Annotated in this window: 15 protein-coding genes; 8 read left to right on the forward strand and 7 right to left on the reverse strand. The window is 51.5% G+C overall.

Going from position 1 to position 16,384, the window contains the following annotated elements; all coding sequences use genetic code 11:
* Window positions 1–48: 48 nt before the first annotated feature.
* Window positions 49–282: a sulfurtransferase TusA family protein gene (locus BLP79_RS06630; protein WP_090217477.1), complete on the forward strand. Its 234-nt coding sequence runs from the start codon at window positions 49–51 to the stop codon at window positions 280–282.
* A gap of 91 nt (window positions 283–373) precedes the next feature.
* On the opposite strand, the gene BLP79_RS06635 is transcribed toward BLP79_RS06630, so the two are convergent.
* The 6 genes from BLP79_RS06635 to purC form a co-directional block, all read right to left on the reverse strand.
* Complete coding sequence (locus BLP79_RS06635) at window positions 374–3,589, reverse strand: Rne/Rng family ribonuclease (protein WP_090217478.1); 3,216 nt, start codon at window positions 3,587–3,589, stop codon at window positions 374–376.
* Window positions 3,590–4,185: 596 nt separating this feature from the next.
* Entirely contained in the window at window positions 4,186–5,526 is a 1,341-nt protein-coding gene (locus BLP79_RS06640) for a sigma-54-dependent transcriptional regulator (protein WP_090217480.1), read from the reverse strand.
* A 27-nt stretch (window positions 5,527–5,553) separates the two neighbouring features.
* Complete coding sequence (locus tag BLP79_RS06645; protein WP_090217481.1) at window positions 5,554–7,338, reverse strand: sensor histidine kinase; 1,785 nt, start codon at window positions 7,336–7,338, stop codon at window positions 5,554–5,556.
* A 36-nt stretch (window positions 7,339–7,374) separates the two neighbouring features.
* A complete protein-coding gene (purQ, locus tag BLP79_RS06650; RefSeq protein ID WP_090217483.1) occupies window positions 7,375–8,043 on the reverse strand; it encodes a phosphoribosylformylglycinamidine synthase subunit PurQ in 669 nt (222 codons plus the stop codon).
* Window positions 8,043–8,273 (reverse strand): phosphoribosylformylglycinamidine synthase subunit PurS, encoded by a 231-nt coding sequence (purS, locus tag BLP79_RS06655; RefSeq protein ID WP_090217484.1) that lies wholly within the window; start codon window positions 8,271–8,273, stop codon window positions 8,043–8,045. The genes purQ and purS overlap by 1 nt, the downstream gene beginning before the upstream one ends.
* Window positions 8,274–8,392: 119 nt before the next feature.
* Window positions 8,393–9,154: a phosphoribosylaminoimidazolesuccinocarboxamide synthase gene (purC, locus tag BLP79_RS06660; protein ID WP_090217486.1), complete on the reverse strand. Its 762-nt coding sequence runs from the start codon at window positions 9,152–9,154 to the stop codon at window positions 8,393–8,395.
* 273 nt (window positions 9,155–9,427) lie between these two features.
* Between purC and BLP79_RS06665 the strand changes: the two genes are divergently transcribed.
* The 6 genes from BLP79_RS06665 (at window position 9,428) to BLP79_RS06690 (ending at window position 15,263) form a co-directional block, all read left to right on the forward strand.
* On the forward strand, window positions 9,428–9,775 hold the full coding sequence (locus BLP79_RS06665; protein WP_090217639.1) for a DUF1476 domain-containing protein: 348 nt from the start codon (window positions 9,428–9,430) through the stop codon (window positions 9,773–9,775).
* A gap of 241 nt (window positions 9,776–10,016) precedes the next feature.
* The gene (locus tag BLP79_RS06670) at window positions 10,017–10,334 is read left to right on the forward strand and encodes a DUF1476 domain-containing protein (RefSeq protein ID WP_090217487.1); all 318 of its coding nucleotides are present in this window, start codon (window positions 10,017–10,019) and stop codon (window positions 10,332–10,334) included.
* A 207-nt stretch (window positions 10,335–10,541) separates the two neighbouring features.
* Window positions 10,542–12,470 (forward strand): GNAT family N-acetyltransferase, encoded by a 1,929-nt coding sequence (locus BLP79_RS06675; RefSeq protein ID WP_090217641.1) that lies wholly within the window; start codon window positions 10,542–10,544, stop codon window positions 12,468–12,470.
* Between the two features lie 69 nt (window positions 12,471–12,539).
* Window positions 12,540–13,574, forward strand: coding sequence for a betaine--homocysteine S-methyltransferase (gene bmt, locus BLP79_RS06680; protein WP_090217489.1), 1,035 nt, complete (start codon window positions 12,540–12,542; stop codon window positions 13,572–13,574).
* A gap of 281 nt (window positions 13,575–13,855) precedes the next feature.
* On the forward strand, window positions 13,856–14,557 hold the full coding sequence (locus BLP79_RS06685; protein WP_090217491.1) for a corrinoid protein: 702 nt from the start codon (window positions 13,856–13,858) through the stop codon (window positions 14,555–14,557).
* A complete protein-coding gene (locus BLP79_RS06690) occupies window positions 14,550–15,263 on the forward strand; it encodes a DUF1638 domain-containing protein (protein WP_408607917.1) in 714 nt (237 codons plus the stop codon). Before BLP79_RS06685 ends, BLP79_RS06690 begins: the two co-directional genes overlap by 8 nt.
* A gap of 26 nt (window positions 15,264–15,289) precedes the next feature.
* Here BLP79_RS06690 and BLP79_RS06695 read toward each other — a convergent pair whose 3' ends face one another.
* Window positions 15,290–15,700 carry a SufE family protein gene (locus BLP79_RS06695; protein WP_090217495.1) on the reverse strand — a complete coding sequence of 137 codons (411 nt, stop codon included), beginning with the start codon at window positions 15,698–15,700 and terminating at the stop codon, window positions 15,290–15,292.
* A gap of 137 nt (window positions 15,701–15,837) precedes the next feature.
* Here BLP79_RS06695 and BLP79_RS06700 point away from each other — a divergent pair, with 137 nt between their 5' ends.
* Window positions 15,838–16,359 (forward strand): hypothetical protein, encoded by a 522-nt coding sequence (locus tag BLP79_RS06700; RefSeq protein WP_090217497.1) that lies wholly within the window; start codon window positions 15,838–15,840, stop codon window positions 16,357–16,359.
* Window positions 16,360–16,384 lie beyond the last annotated feature (25 nt).

Consider the following 16,384-nt stretch of genomic DNA (forward strand, 5'->3'; position numbering starts at 1 on the left):
GGTCACATCCTTGTGGACAGGCTGTAATATCCCTTTTATTTGACAAATATGACAGATCACACAATGACATTAGACACGATTGGGCTGTTGTGTCCTCTTCCCGTTTTAAAAGCGCGCAAGCAATTGAAATCCATGCAGATAGGTGCGGTTTTGCGCATGCTTGCCGATGACCCTGCGGCCATAATTGACGTTCCACATTTCTGCGCTGAAGCAGGGCATGAATATTTAGGACAGGAAGACGCCGAAAATCATCAGATCTATCTCATCCGCAAAACAACCTAGTCTGATCGCTTTGCTGTAAGGATCAGGGTATTCATACAAAAAAAGCGCGCTTCAAAAAGCGCGCCTTTTCTAATGTCTTCTTATCTTTGATTTAGCGAGACCACCAACCACGTCTTTTAGGCTTAGCCGGAGTAGTTTCCTCAGCAGATTCACTGATCGCTGGTTCTGTTGGTTTCTCCGCTAAGGCGACGGCAGTGTCAGTATTTTCCGCTGCTGCAACCTCTGGGGTTGTTGAAGATGCGGCAGTGGCCACGGTTGATTCACTCGCAGGCGCGGCGTCGGCCACAACAACATCACTTTCAGGCATAGTCTCAGCCGCTGGCGTATCGTCTTCTGTTGAGACCTCTACAGGCACGGCGGACGAGGTTTCTGCAGGCCCTGTCTGTACTGCAGGGGCCTCTTCGACCATTGGCTCAACATCTGCCGTTACATCTGAAGCAGGTTCCTCAACCGTTTCAACTGACGCGTCGTCACCATCTACTGCCGTATCCGAAGATGTCTGCTCCGTTTCTGCAGGCATCTCATCGGCAATATCAACCTTGTCCTTGGTGCGTCGACGTGATCGCGTACGGGTCCGACGTTTTTTCTCCTCTTTGGGAGGCGTGTCCCCTTCTACGCTTGCGTCACTTTCGGCTGTTTCAGCCTCGGCAGCCTCATCTGATATCGCCTCTTCGGTCTCGGGTTTGGTCTCGGTGGTGTTTTGCTCATCACCATTAGACTTGCGGCGACGACGACGACGACGTTTGCGTTTTGGCTTTTGCTCGGTGTCTTCCGCCTCAGGCGTTACGTCAGTTGCTTCGCCTTCAATAGTCTGAGCAGCATCTTCGGCGTCCACCTCATCCATGATGCTTGTGTCCACAGACACAACAGGTGCTTCTGCTGCAACAACTGTGCGCGATGCTGTTTTGAACTTCTCGATGGTGAAATCCGGGCTGACCAGATGAACATCACCCTCAATTCGAACCGACAACCCATAGCGCGCTTCAATCTGTGCAATATGCTCCCGTTTCTGGTTCATCAAGAAATTCGCAATCGGCACAGGGCAACGCACCAAGACCTCGCGCGAACGACCGCGTGTGCCTTCTTCTTCGATCTGACGCAAGATTGACAGGGCCATACTATCGTCTGAACGGATCAAACCAGTGCCGTGACAATGCGGACATGGCTGTGTCGTCGCCTCAATCATACCGGGACGCAGGCGTTGGCGTGACATTTCCATCAAGCCGAATCCAGAGATGCGACCAACCTGAATACGCGCACGATCCGTTTTTAGTTTGTCCTTCATACGCTTTTCGACGGCGGCATTGTTCTTACGCTCATCCATGTCGATAAAGTCGATGACAATCAGACCCGCCAAATCACGAAGGCGCAGCTGGCGTGCAACTTCTTCCGCGGCTTCAAGGTTGGTTTTCAGTGCCGTCTCTTCGATTGATCCTTCTTTGGTTGCCCGACCAGAGTTCACATCAATTGCGACCAAGGCTTCGGTCACGCCAATCACAATGTAGCCGCCAGATTTCAGCTGCACAGTTGGGTTGAACATGCCACCCAAATAGCTTTCCACCTGATAGCGTGCAAACAGCGGCATCTGATCCTGGTAATGCTTCACGTTCTTTGCATGAGACGGCATGATCATTTTCATGAAGTCTTTAGCAATGCGATACCCGCGCTCACCTTCGACAAGCACTTCATCAATCTCGCGATTATACAAATCACGAATCGAACGCTTAATCAGATCACCTTCTTCATAGATCTTTGCAGGTGCGATAGATTTCAGTGTCAGCTCACGGATTTGCTCCCACAAGCGCTGCAAATATTCATAATCGCGCTTGATCTCAGCCTTGGTGCGCTTGGCACCCGCAGTGCGTACAATCAGCCCGGCACCCGTTGGCACATCCAATTCAGTCGCAATCTCTTTCAGCTTCTTGCGATCCGATACATTGGTGATTTTACGAGAAATACCACCACCACGCGCAGTATTCGGCATCAAGACGCAATACCGCCCCGCCAAAGACAGATATGTGGTCAATGCAGCACCTTTGTTGCCGCGTTCCTCTTTCACGACCTGAACCAACAGGACCTGACGAACCTTGATCACTTCTTGGATTTTATACCGGCGTGGGCGTGGCTTGCGAGCAGGACGAATGTCTTCGCTGTCGTCTTCGTCTGCAACAGATTCAATACTGTCATCTTTAGACGTCGCATCAGCACGCTTTTCGCTTTGATCGTCCTCAACTTCGTCCGAAGTAATCTCTTCACCAAGCTCTGCCTCAACCTCCTCAGCATCAGCACCGCTAGGTGTTGTCTCGTCAGTCGCAGGAGCACCCTCTACTTGTTCAGAACTCTCTGCATCAACGGTTTCTGGTGTCTCCGCATCCACATGTTCAGCAGTGCCATCAGTATTTGAAGGAACCTCTGCACTGATAACCGCGTCGTCTTTATCCGCTTCTGCAGCGATCGTACTTGGCCCTTTGGGCGTCTCATCCGAGTTTTCTTCCGCCTCAGTCGCCGTCTGATCGCTTACCTCGTTGGAAGGTTCAACATCAGATACAGGCGCAGCTGCCGCTACTTCCTCCGACTCGACATAATCCGTCACAACAGCAGCCTGAGCCTCTTCAGCCTCAGCATCTCGCGTGGCTTGTGTCGCTGGTTCTACGATTTCAGAAGTCGGTTCTTCGGTCGCAACACCCGCAGCAGGCGTCTCTTTGGTTGCCTTAAGCGCTATCGCGTCGCTCGTTTCTGGCACATCGGCGATCACAGAATCTGAACCGCTCTCAGATCCAAGATCAATGGTTTCCATACCAGATATTTGGGCGACGGTACCATTTTCAGATGAGGCCTGTGGCTCAGCTGCATTTACATCGGAACTTTCACTTTCAGTGGAAGCCGTCGTATTTTCCACTGTCGCTGTTTCAGTTTGAGCAGCCGCTTTGGAACCACGCGATTTACCGCCCCGACCTTTACGGCGAGAGCGTGTTGGCTTTGGCTCATCATCTTCATCTCGCGCCCGCATTGCTTCTGCATAGGCGCGCTCTTCTTCCATCAGCGCTTCGCGATCCGCTACAGGAATCTGATAATAATCCGGATGGATTTCAGAAAACGCCAAAAACCCATGACGATTACCGCCATAGTCTACAAATGCAGCCTGCAGTGAGGGTTCGACGCGCGTTACTTTTGCGAGATAAATATTGCCAGCCAGCTGGCGTTTGTTTTCGGATTCAAAGTCAAACTCTTCAACTTTATTTCCGTCCACCACCACAACGCGGGTTTCTTCCGCATGGGTGGCATCGATAAGCATCTTCTTTGCCATAGGTCCTTGTTGCACCGTCCCCGCGCAATTGGTCGCCGCCTGCTTCCAGGTGGGCGGGTTAATCTCGGGGGGTGTCTTGTCTGGGCGATATAGGACGGCGCGTTACAAAGACCTATGCCCACACCATAGGGTGTGCTCAGATCCTTTGTTTCTATGCTCTTCGCCTGCGCGCGCGTCATCGCGTTTCTTCTCCGACAGGTGGGGATATCCGCGCCCTGCCCTTATTTGCCTGCGCCGATACAACGGTTCAGGCTCTAAACTGTTTCGCACTGCGAAACCAATCAATCTGCTTAGCTTTCTCGGCTATGGCCGCACAAAAGCTATAAGCAGCGAATCTCTTGTATTTTCAGGGCCGCTCACTGATGAAAGCCCAGCCTCACAATCATAAGACCTGTGAGTAGGGAATTACAATGGGCAAGTTTAGCAAACAAAAAGTTACTTTTTGCATAAAAACCGTAAACATGGCCTTATCAGAAATGAGCCGTAAAATAGAAACACGCGCCATCATTCAAAAATGACGACACGTGTGTAAATTCACCAATTGGCAAAGCTCAGTTCAGCGACAGCTGTCTGAACAACTGAAATGTAGCTCAGACCTAAGACGCCAGATAATCCGAGCGTTGCAATCCGTATTTTGCCATTTTCTCGTTCAATGTCCGCCGGGGTAAGCGGAGCTCATCCATGACTTTAGCAATCGACCCTTTGTGGCGACGCATTGTATTGTCAATCAACATCCGCTCAAAGGCTTCCACATATTCCTTCAACGGTTTTCCTTCGGTTGTCATAACCGGCTGCATTTCTTCATGATCAGACATCAGCAAAGAGGCGATGCTTCCTGAACCACGACGTGATTGAAGCACAGCCCGTTCAGCAATATTAATCAACTGACGTACATTTCCCGGCCAAGGAGCTTGAAGGAGTTGGGCAGCTTCTTGGGCGCTAACCTGCGGCGCCTCACAACCATATTCTTCGGAAAATTGCTCACTCAAGCGGGTAAAGAGCGCAAGAATATCCTCTCCCCGTTGGCGAAGCGGAGGCACCGTAATTCGCAATGCCGCCAGTCGATAAAAGAGATCAGGCCGCAATACATCTTCACAGGTTTTTCCAACTTCCTGCAAATTTGAAATGGCAATGATACGGGTCTCGCCCGGAATACCTTGCTCATTGATGACACTCAAAAGCTTTGCCTGAACGCTTTCGCTCATGGCGTCCACGTCCTCAAGCACCAGCGTCCCGCCACGGGCCTCCTCTACGGCAGGTAACATGCTATCATCAGGCTGCATCGGTCCAAACAAGCGCTTGCACAGCGCCTCTTCTTCTAGGGCCGCACAAGAGACCAAAACAAATCTTTTACCCGCCCGGCTGCCAACTGCGTGAAGAGCATGCGCAACCAACGTTTTGCCCGTGCCTGTCTCGCCATCAATCAAAACATGGCCATCTGCTTGACCAAGATCCAGAATATCCTCTCGCAGCCGATCCATCACAGGGCTGGAGCCGATAAGTTTTTTCATAATCTGCCCGCCATCCGAAAGCTCCCGTCGCAAGGCGCGATTATCAAGCGTCAATCGGCGGGCGTTGCTTGCCTTCTTTGCAAGCTCTGACATCCGATCTGGGTTAAAAGGTTTCTCCAGGAAATCAAACGCTCCGACCCGCATCGCCTCAACCGCCATAGGGACATCCCCATGGCCCGTAATCATAATGACCGGCAAAGCGCTATCTGATCCCATCAATTTTTTCAAAAATTGCATACCGTCGATGCCAGGCATTTTGATATCTGAAATTACAATACCCGGATAATCAGGCCCCAAGACCTTTAATGCATCCTCAGCACTGGCAAAGGTCTCTGTGTCATAGCCAGACAAAGCCAACCATTGGCTGATTGACTGGCGCATATCTTTTTCATCATCAACGATCGCGATCTTCATGGCCTGTGCCATAGCGCGTTCCTTCCTTTTCAGATGCCGCTACTCTGCGGCTTCCATACCGTTCACAAGGATCGGCAATTGCATCTCAAACACGGCACCGCCATTTTGTCCGTTGCGTGCGGTCAACCGTCCCCCTAGGTCGTTCACGATCCCAGAAGAGATGGCAAGCCCCAGTCCAACCCCGTCCCCGGCCTGTTTCGTGGTGTAAAAGGGTTCAAAAAGGTTATCGAGATCACTGATCCCTGTCCCATTGTCACGCACCGCAAGCGTGGCTGTCTCACCTGCTGCAAGAATGATTTCCACCTCCGGATCATCCACCGATTTCGTCGCATCCAGTGCATTTCGAAAGAGGTTCACCATAACCTGTTCAATCCGCATCTGATCCCCCATCACAAGGACCGGATCATCGGGAAGAATCCGGGTGATCTTTACCTGGCGTTGGCGCAGCTGCGGTTCCATCATCGACAGGCTTGAGGCAAGAGCATCGCCCAAGTTTACAGGGCGAAACGTATCCCCCCCCTTACGCGCATACGATTTAAGTTGGCGCGTAATAGCTCCCATGCGCTCCAGCAAATCATCAATGCGCGCAAACGAAGACAGCGCTTCATCAGGGCGGTTACGATTAAGCAAAAGTCGCGCCCCTGCGAGATAAGTTTTCATCGCCGCCAGAGGCTGATTCAGCTCATGACTTACGGCGGCGGACATTTCTCCCAAAGCTGCGAGTTTTGAGCTTTGCGCAAGGCTTTGTTCCGCCACTTCAAGGCTCATTTGCATCCGCTCCCGCTCGGCGATTTCTCGCTGCAAGCGTGTATTCAATACGCGAAGCTCTGCCGATTCACGCTGAAACAAAGCCATGCGCAACGCTGTTTTTCGGCTGAGCGCATAAAATGCCAGCGCAAAAAAGATGGCGAATCCCATGATTTCCAGCGCCAGAACCGTGTTCACCTTCTCGCGGATCGACGCATATGTGGTAAATGAGGTCATACGCCATCCATGAAACGGAATACGCGTCTCCAAGCGCATCACCGCCTCCCCTTGTAGGTACGCATCCGGCGGCAATACCGTCCAATCCGCAGTAGCACGAATGGCGCGCTGGATTGCACCTTGCGGGGTTTGCAGTTTTAGCGCGTCATCTTCTGACAAGCCACGCCAGCGCGATTCTGTTGCGAGAATGATATTATTCTCACTGTCAGTCACCATCACCGCATCAGAAATACCGGCCCAAGCGCGCTCAAACTTTTGCAGGTCCACTTCCACAACGATCGCTCCAAGAACACCTGATGCGTCTTGCAAGCGACGAGAATAGCTAAAGCTAAATCCCCCTACTTCGCGTGGAATGGCCGAAAAAACCGTGGTATTTGAACGGATCGCGTCGAGGAAATACGCATCACTCCGGTGATTGACACCAATTCGATTGCGATTGGTTGCGGCAACCGTTCTTCCGTCTCGATCCAGCAGCATGATCGAGGCAGCACCGATCTCGTCCACAAAAGAAATCAAACGCTGGGTCGAGAGCGAGAAATCATCATCTTGCAGGGCCGTGATCAACGCCTGATCCCGCGACAGAAGCTGCGGCACAATCGCATGGCGGCGCAATTCACTCAACAAGTTACCAGAATACAGAGCAAGCCTAAGCTCAGCGCGATTGCGCGTCGTTTCCGTAAACCTATGGGTGAGACTGCGGTTTGTCATCCAAACCGTGACCGCTGCAATGGCCAGAACCATCAGTACGGCAAAACGTACACGCCAAGAAATCGCGCGTGATGGGAAACGCGCCGCGACAAATCTACGCGCGGCGCTTCTTTTTGTTTTCAAAGCGGTCATTGGATCAATTTAGATCCAGACCCGCTTGTTCACAAGTCATGCCGTAGCAAGCATGCCTGCCAATGCGCGAAACATTGCTGTGCCATCTGTGCCACCATGGCCCTGATCCGCAGCGCGTTCAGGATGCGGCATCATTCCCAAAACGCGACGGTTTTCAGACAAGATCCCTGCGATGTCATCGACAGATCCATTGGGATTTTCAGCATAGGTAAAGGCCACGCGATCCTGATCTTTCAGAGCTGCGCGGGTCTCAGTATCGGCAAAGTAATTGCCATCGTGATGTGCAATTGGAATGCCAATCACATCACCTGCAGTATACCCTTCAGTAAAGACGCTATCTTGCGTCGCTACTTTCAGATCCACAGTCCGGCAAATATACTTCAAACCAGCATTGCGCAGCAAAGCACCAGGCAAAATACCAGTTTCAGTCAAAATCTGGAAACCATTGCACACGCCCAGCGCGTAACCGCCCCGATTGGCGTGATCAACAACTGCCTTGCAGATGGGGGATTGAGCTGCGATTGCACCGCAACGCAGATAATCGCCGTATGAAAAACCACCGGGCACACCAACAATGTCTACGCCTTCTGGCAATACACTGTCTTTGTGCCATACCATAGAAACATCGAAACCGGCCTGTTCAAACCCAACCGCAAGATCGCGGTCACAGTTTGATCCTGGAAAGACAACAACCGCCGCTTTCATCACAGCATCTCGACGCTGTAGGATTCGATTACGGTATTTGCCAATAGCTTTTCACACATCTCGGTCACATCCGCCTCTGTCGCATCAGATGCGAGATCCAGATCAATCACCTTACCCTGACGCACGCCTTCCACTTTCTCAAAGCCCAAAGCCCCCAGCGCGTGGCGCACAGCCTCACCCTGTGGATCCAGAACTCCGTTTTTCAGCATTACATGCACCCGTGCTTTCATTGCATCTTTCCTCAGGTTGCGGTTGTATTTTATCAAAGCCACCTTGGCGAACCCAAAGCGCTTTCTGTGTCTTAAAACTCAAACTCCCCGCAGCGGTCAGGCAAAACGGGGAGAATACTTTAGTTCACCAGCGTGGGCTTGCCCGGTGTTGGCGGGTTTTGCGGCATCACGCCCAAGCGCCGTGCAACCTCGCTATAAGCATCAGTCAAACTGCCCAGATCGCGACGGAACACGTCTTTGTCCAGTTTCTGGCCTGTCTTGATATCCCACAAGCGGCAACTGTCCGGTGAAATTTCATCAGCGACAACCAAGCGTTGGAAATCCCCTTCGTAAACACGGCCAATCTCAATCTTGAAGTCGACCAGACGAATACCAACTGCCAAAAAGATACCAGAGAGAAAATCATTCACTCGCAGCGCAATTGACAGGATATCATCCATGTCTTGTTGGTTTGCCCATCCAAACGCTGCGATATGTTCTTCCGAAACCAGAGGATCCCCTAACGCATCATCTTTATAGCAATATTCTACGATAGGACGGGGCAATTGCGTCCCCTCTTCGAGCCCTAGACGTTTTGAGATGGATCCTGCTGCATAGTTGCGAACGATCACTTCTAGCGGCACGATTTCACAAGAGCGTACCAGTTGCTCACGCATATTGATCCGCTTCAAGAAATGAGTTGGAACACCAATCTGTCCCAGACCAAGCATGAAAAATTCACTCAGCAGATTGTTCAGCACACCTTTGCCTTCGATCACATCGCGCTTTTCGGCGTTGAATGCGGTGGCGTCATCTTTGAAATACTGCACAATTGTGCCGGGCTCTGGCCCTTCAAAGAGAGTCTTTGCTTTGCCTTCGTAAATTTTAGTGCGACGTGCCATGGACAGCCTTTCGGGGGTAAAGGGCGGGAATCTAAACCCGTTGTATGCCGCCCTCTTAAGGCAAGGTTGTCTTGGCCGCAAGATTTGCGACCGTGCGCGCCAGCCTGAGAGGGCGTTCGAGACTGGAAATTTGACAAAAAGCACATATCTAAAGAGTCGATTTGACGAACAATACGCTCGCCAATCCAGACGCATTCCCGAGACGCCTCGCTTTGATTGGTTTCAACGTCTCCGGATCTCGCGCAGGAACTTCAGACATTCGGGAGGCATATGATGACGACCTTTGATGAACGCGAAACCGCTTTTGAAAATAAATTCGCCCATCAACAAACTCTTCTCTTTTTCGCACTGGCCCGCAGCAACAAATTATTAGGCCTCTGGGCGGCTTCAATACTGGGGAAGCCCAAAGATGCCGCAGACGCATATGCGGCATCTTTGGTACATGAAGAGCTTCGCACCGCGACACCAGGTCGCGTGCTGGAAAGGGTCGCCGAAGATTTACACAATAGCCGTTCGATGGAGGCTGTAGCTAAGAAACATTCGCAACTCCTAGCCGACGTGATAGAAGATCTGTATCACAATCCAAACCAACGCATTCCCAATCCCACAGCATTGCCCTGATAGCCAGATCAAGCAGCTTTGTAACAGTCGTATAAATGATTAATTAACCTTGCCGTTAATCAAGGATTTGTTCACACAACTTTCTCGCGTATCAATCTTTATAGACAAACGGTTGAGCCGACAGAAGTTGGCACCTCTGGTTTCAACAGCCACGGTAAAACCTTCTGGCTGCTGTAACCTGAACGATCTACGCCCGTTGTCCCTCCAAGACTTTTTAGATCAAATGTTAAGAGGTGACCAAATGAGACTACTGCACGATCGTAAGCAAGCCCTGGAAAATAAATTCGCTCATGAAGCTGAGCTCGACTTCATGGCAGATGCACGCACAAACAAGATGCTGGGCATGTGGGCTGCAAAAAAACTAGCTATTTCTGGCGATGACGCAGAGGCGTTTGCATCAGAATACGTAAAGACTGGTATCAGTGCCACGCCGCAACACTGCGTAATATCCAAAGCCGCAAAAGACCTGAAAGGCCACGTGAGCCGCTCGGATATCAAACGTAAATTCGCGGAACTCGCTCCAAGCGCCCACCTTGAGACCATTCAAGTCGTAAATTAGAACCTGCCAAACCTTATCCCTCGGGCTCTTGCTGCTTGGTGCAAGCCCGAGGGGCACGCATAGATAAAGAACCAAAATTACAAACAATTTCATTTAGATAAGAACAATCTATTTCCCCTAGTTAACATATCCGAAAATTCCACACGTTAGACCTTAACCCGATTAGCGATGTGGGAGTGCCTGATGGGCATGCGCTGGGAGAACGAGATGGGAAATTCAAATGAACAGGGCAATCCTGCATCAAAGCTGATGCGTGTGATCTTACCGTTATCAGCCATGACATTGTGTCTATGGTTTCTTCAATCACGGATCACCCTGCCAAGTATTGATGAAATGTCACAAGCTATGGCAAGCGTGCCCTTTGTGAATTGGCTCGGCGCAGGTTTGGCCACAGCAGTCAGTTTCTGGTCACTTGGCAGATACGACGGGGTCGCTCATCGCCATTTGCAGACAGGACTAGATGGAGCACAGGCCCGTCGCGCCGGGATGATCGCAATTGCGTTTTCCCAAACCGTGGGTTTTGGTGTCTTAAGTGGATCGTTTGCACGTTGGCGGCTACTGCCAAATTTAACGCCTGCCCGCGCAGCACAGCTTACTGTCTTTACTGGCTTGACCTTTATCGTCGCGCTCGCAGGGCTTTGCGGTGCCGCATTACTATTATTTATGCCATTTATAGCTGTCGGCTGGCTTGGCGCCCTGCTTTTAGTCACCTGCCTTGCTACATTGGCCACCAGTTTCGTCTGGCCCGAGGTTCAGTTTAAATCCATTACGCTACGCTGGCCTTCTTTGTTTGCGCTTTCGGGCCTCACATTGTGGGCAGTGATCGACATCACCGCAGCCGGAACCGCGCTCTGGCTACTATTGCCCGCCGATAGTGGTATCTCCTTGCGGATGCTCTTACCTGCCTATTTCATTGCGCTTGGGCTGGCAGTGCTCTCGTCAGCGCCGGGTGGAACAGGCCCTCTTGAACTTGGGTTAATCACTTTGCTCTCAGCGCATGATCCAGCGCTTATTTTATCTGGAATTGTCAGCTTCCGCCTCGTGTACTACGCTCTTCCTGCGCTTTTCTCAGGCGTGTTTTTACTTTGGCCACAATTATTGGGGAACCTCCTGCGTTTGAAACCCAACGCAGCGCTGTCTGATACCCGCTATGATCCTGCTCATACGATTCCGTTTTCGCGGCCACGTTCTGAAACTGCCGTAATACGACAAAACGGTGGCCACTTGCAGCGTTTCAAAGACACTCAAATCGCCCTTCTGAATACACCACAAACAAGTGTCGCCCTGTTTGATCCAATTGCGGGGCCGAGTGGGTCGCTATTCGCAGCATTGATTCAGTATTCCAAAGCGCGAAACGCTGCGACCTGTTTATATAAATGCAGTCCCAAAATCGCACTCAGTGCCCGGAATGCCAATTGGAAAATTCTGCGGATCGCATCTGAAGCTGTCATTTCACCACTCAAATTTGAAGAAACTGGATCCTCTAAACGCCAACTGCGTCGCAAACTGCGCAATGCTCAAAAAGCAGGTATCGAGGTTCGTCACGCGGCGAACACGCCCCCTCTCGATCAATTGGCAGACGTAGATGCCAAATGGCGCGCAGCCCATGGTCAGGCTCTTGGCACGACGATGGGACAATTTGAACGCAACTACATAACGGCACAAGAGATTTTCATCGCCTGGAAAGATAACGCGATTATCGGCTTTGCAAGTTTTCATACCTCTGATCGTGAATGGTGTCTGGATCTCATCCGTATGGGCGCAGACGCACCAGACGGAACGGGTCACGCTCTCATGCGCGCTGCAATTGACGCAGCATCCGAACAGAACATTGCACGTCTTTCCTTGGCAGCTGTTCCAGATCACAAATACGCAGCGCGCGTTGACCGTGGCCTGCGTCGCTTTAAAAGCTGTTTCGCCCCGCGCTGGGAGCCGCAATATATCGCTGCTCCAACATGGCCACAGCTCGCTTTGTGCCTGTTGGAACTAATACGCCTGGTCCATAGACCCAAACCCGTTCAACCAGCGCTCACTTGGACACCGTCGGACCAAACACAACACGTTTCAGATCGTGATCACAACCTGCTTCATAATCAAGATGAAGAAAATGCAATTGCCATCGCAAAACGTGCATGACAGATGAGGCATTGAATTTTCCTTCCGACACGCATCGCGCCTCGGATTTCCGTATACAGGATACACAAGATGGCCGACAAATTTGCAGCTGCCTTACAAGAAAACGATGTATTACTCGCTGACGGTGCGACAGGGACGAACCTGTTCAACATGGGTCTGCAATCCGGTGATGCGCCTGAACTGTGGAACACTGATGAACCTGCAAAGATTAAAAACCTCTATAAAGGTTGGATCGATGCGGGCAGTGATCTGTTTCTCACCAACACATTTGGCGGCAATGCCTCCCGTTTGAAGCTGCATGATTCACAAAGCCGTGTCGGGGAATTGAACCGTGTCGGAGCAGAACTCGGCCGGGAACTCGCTGACAAATCAGAACGTAATATCTTGGTCGCAGGATCCATTGGTCCCACCGGTGATATCATGGAGCCCGTCGGAGATTTGAGCCACGCATTGGCGGTGGAGATGTTTCATGAGCAGGCGGACGCTCTGAAAGAGGGTGGTGTTGATGTTTTGTGGTTGGAAACCATTTCGGCCCCGGAAGAGTTTAAGGCAGCCGCAGAAGCGGCCTCACTAGCTGGTATCCCATGGGTGGGCACCATGAGCTTTGATACCGCAGGCCGGACAATGATGGGAGTGACCTCCACGGAAATGGCGCATCTCGTAGAAGGTCTTGCAACACCACCAGTGGCCTATGGCGCCAATTGCGGAACAGGTGCTGCAGATATTTTACGTACCACTTTGGGCTTCTCAGCGGCGGGATTTGACCGTCCTATTATCGCAAAAGGCAATGCAGGAATTCCTAAATATGTAGATGGAAGCATTCACTACGACGGCACGCCTGAGCTTATGGCAAACTATGCAGTAATGGCGCGCGATGCTGGCGCCACCATCATCGGCGGATGCTGTGGTACAATGCCTGTACATATCGAAAAGATGCGCGAAGCATTGGACACTCGCCCCCGCGGGGACCGCCCTGCTCTGGAACAAGTTGTAGAGGCTATGGGGCCCTTTTCCTCAGAAACCGACGGCACCGAAGCAAGCGGATGTGGCGATGCGCAATGTGGCAGCACCCGCCGCGGCCGTCGTGGACGCCGTCGCGGATAAGCTGCCCTCTTTCAATCTGTAGGATGTCAAATACTGTTTGGCATCCTTTTCTATTTAGATCAGAACCGCAGAAGCCTTGCCGAAGTGTTGGAAATTATCAAATTTCCCAAGATTTCCATGCAGAATTCTCATTATCAATCTCGCTCTTTTCGCAGTATAGGTCGGTTCGGAACGCGCCCATGTCGCAATTCGTGCAGTCGAACCAATCGATTTTGGTGAAAACAGCAATACACCCAAAGGCCAGACCGGGGGTTCTCCCCGCCCAGTAAGGAACACCGCTTATGTCTGATGAAGAAGACGACATCATCCTCGCAGAACTGGATGACGAAGAGCTCGTCCAGCAGATGTTTGACGATCTTTACGACGGTCTCAAAGAAGAGATCGAAGAAGCTGTCAACATCCTGCTAGAACGCGGCTGGCAACCCTATGATATTCTGACCAAAGCGCTGGTCGGCGGCATGACGATTGTTGGTGCTGACTTCCGCGATGGCATTCTGTTTGTTCCCGAAGTTCTTCTGGCCGCAGGTGCGATGAAAGGTGGTATGGCCATCTTGAAGCCGTTGCTTGCGGAAACCGGCGCACCGCGCATGGGCTCTATGGTTATTGGCACTGTCAAGGGGGATATCCATGACATTGGCAAGAACCTTGTTGGCATGATGATGGAAGGCGCAGGATTTGAGGTCATCGATCTTGGGATCAATAACCCTGTCGAAAGTTACATGGATGCACTGGAAGAACACAAACCAGACATTCTTGGCATGTCCGCCCTGCTGACCACAACAATGCCATACATGAAAGTGGTCATCGACACCCTGGTCGAACAGGGAAAACGCGATGACTACATCGTTCTTGTTGGTGGCGCACCATTAAACGAGGAATTTGGCAAAGCGATTGGCGCGGACGCCTATTGCCGCGATGCCGCTGTTGCCGTCGAAACGGCAAAAGACTTTGTTGCGCGCAAGCACAATCAGGCAAGTGCCTGAGGCAAAACGTAAAGGACGTGCTGCCCGCTTGAAACAACGGGCGGCGCGTGCCCCTGCCATTCCGACAACATTCTCCTCTCCGCAGGACGCAGAGAACCGCACAAGAAAAAAAGAGCCAAAAAAGGGGCGTGTACTGCTTATTGCATGTGGCGCACTCGCTCGTGAAATCCTTGCGATTACACAACTCAATCAGCTGGCGCATCTGGACCTCACTTGCCTGCCCGCAAAACTGCATCTTTATCCAGATCAAATTGTCACAGCTGTAGAAAGCGCAGTGCGCGAACATCAGTCAGAATATGAGGATATCTTTGTCGTTTACGCCGATTGTGGCACTGGCGGACGGCTGGCCGTGAAATGCGCAGAGCTTGGCGTGAAAATAGTGGCAGGCCCGCATTGCTATTCGTTTTTTGAAGGCAACGACGCCTTTGCGGGACGCACACAAGATGGGGAAATTACCGCATTTTATCTTACCGATTTTCTAGTCAAACAATTCGATGCGTTTGTATGGCAGCCTATGGGCCTTGATCGCCACCCTGAACTCCGCGACGACCTGTTTGGGCATTACACCAAATTGGTATATCAATCGCAGATTAAGGATCCAGCACTTCTTGCAAAAGCAAAAGATTGCGCCGCGCGCTTAGGCCTTACCTTCGAACATCGCCATACGGGTTACGGCGATCTGGAGAAAACTTTGCGCGACCTGTGAGACGCCCACAGGCTATATCGCGCGCCCTAGGCCTGAGCTGAAACCACTGTACGAATACGTTCAATCATAGCCCGCAGCCCATTTGAACGCTGTGCCGAAAGATGATCGTTTAGCCCTAACCGTCCCAGCTCTGCACGGGCGTCGACGGCCAAAACTTCTGCCAGTGTCAATCCATCGTACAATTTCCGCAGCACAGCAATCAGACCCCGCACGATCATCGCGTCGCTGTCTCCTTTAAACGAGAAGACACCACCTTCGATCGTCGGATGTAACCAGACCTGGCTTGCACAGCCATCTACTTTGGTGGAGGCAACTTTCAGCGCTTCATCCACTGGATCCATCGCCTTGCCCATATCGATCACATGACGATAACGATCTTCCCAGTCTTCAAGGAACTCAAAGTCTTCGACGATCTCTTCAAAAGCGGCGCTGGCCATAGGCTTTTATCCTGTTTCTCTGTTCACGGCAGGTTCACGACCTATGACGGGTGGCGTTGCTTTTCAACCGCTTTTCAAAAGGAGTACAATCGGGTAGTCACAACTAAGACTTCAGGCGATGACACTCAGGCGGACAGATGAAAACAACACTCGCAGTGCTTTTAACGGGAACATTAATTGTGGCTGGTTGTGGGAACTTGCGCGAGTCACGTCTTAATCCGGGAAATTGGTTTGGCAGCTCAACCCAAGCGCCCGTCGCAAGCACCAAGCCTAAAGAAGAGATCAATCCTCTGCTGCCCGTACAGAAAAGAGACGAGGGTATCTTTGCCAAGCGTCCCGAAGAAGACCGAAGCACCCTAGTCAACACGATCAGTGCCTTGCGTGTGGAGCCCACGTCGACAGGGGCAATTGTATCTGTGGAAGGTCTTTCCAATCAGCAAGGAGCCTACGATATTGAATTGCGCCCAGTCAAAGACGCCCCTGCAGATGTGTTAGAATTTGAATTACGCGCTGACCATCCCAGAACCGATGCACAGGCTTCCACATCACAGAACCCTCTTATTCGTGCAGCGCTCAGCCTGAGCACACAAGATTTAAATGGTATCAAATTAATCCGGGTGGTTGGCGCAGAAAACGTGCGTGAGACCCGTCGCCGATAAGATCACATGTGTGTGGTCCTATCGG

The organism is Epibacterium ulvae, assembly GCF_900102795.1.
Lineage (GTDB): Bacteria > Pseudomonadota > Alphaproteobacteria > Rhodobacterales > Rhodobacteraceae > Epibacterium > Epibacterium ulvae.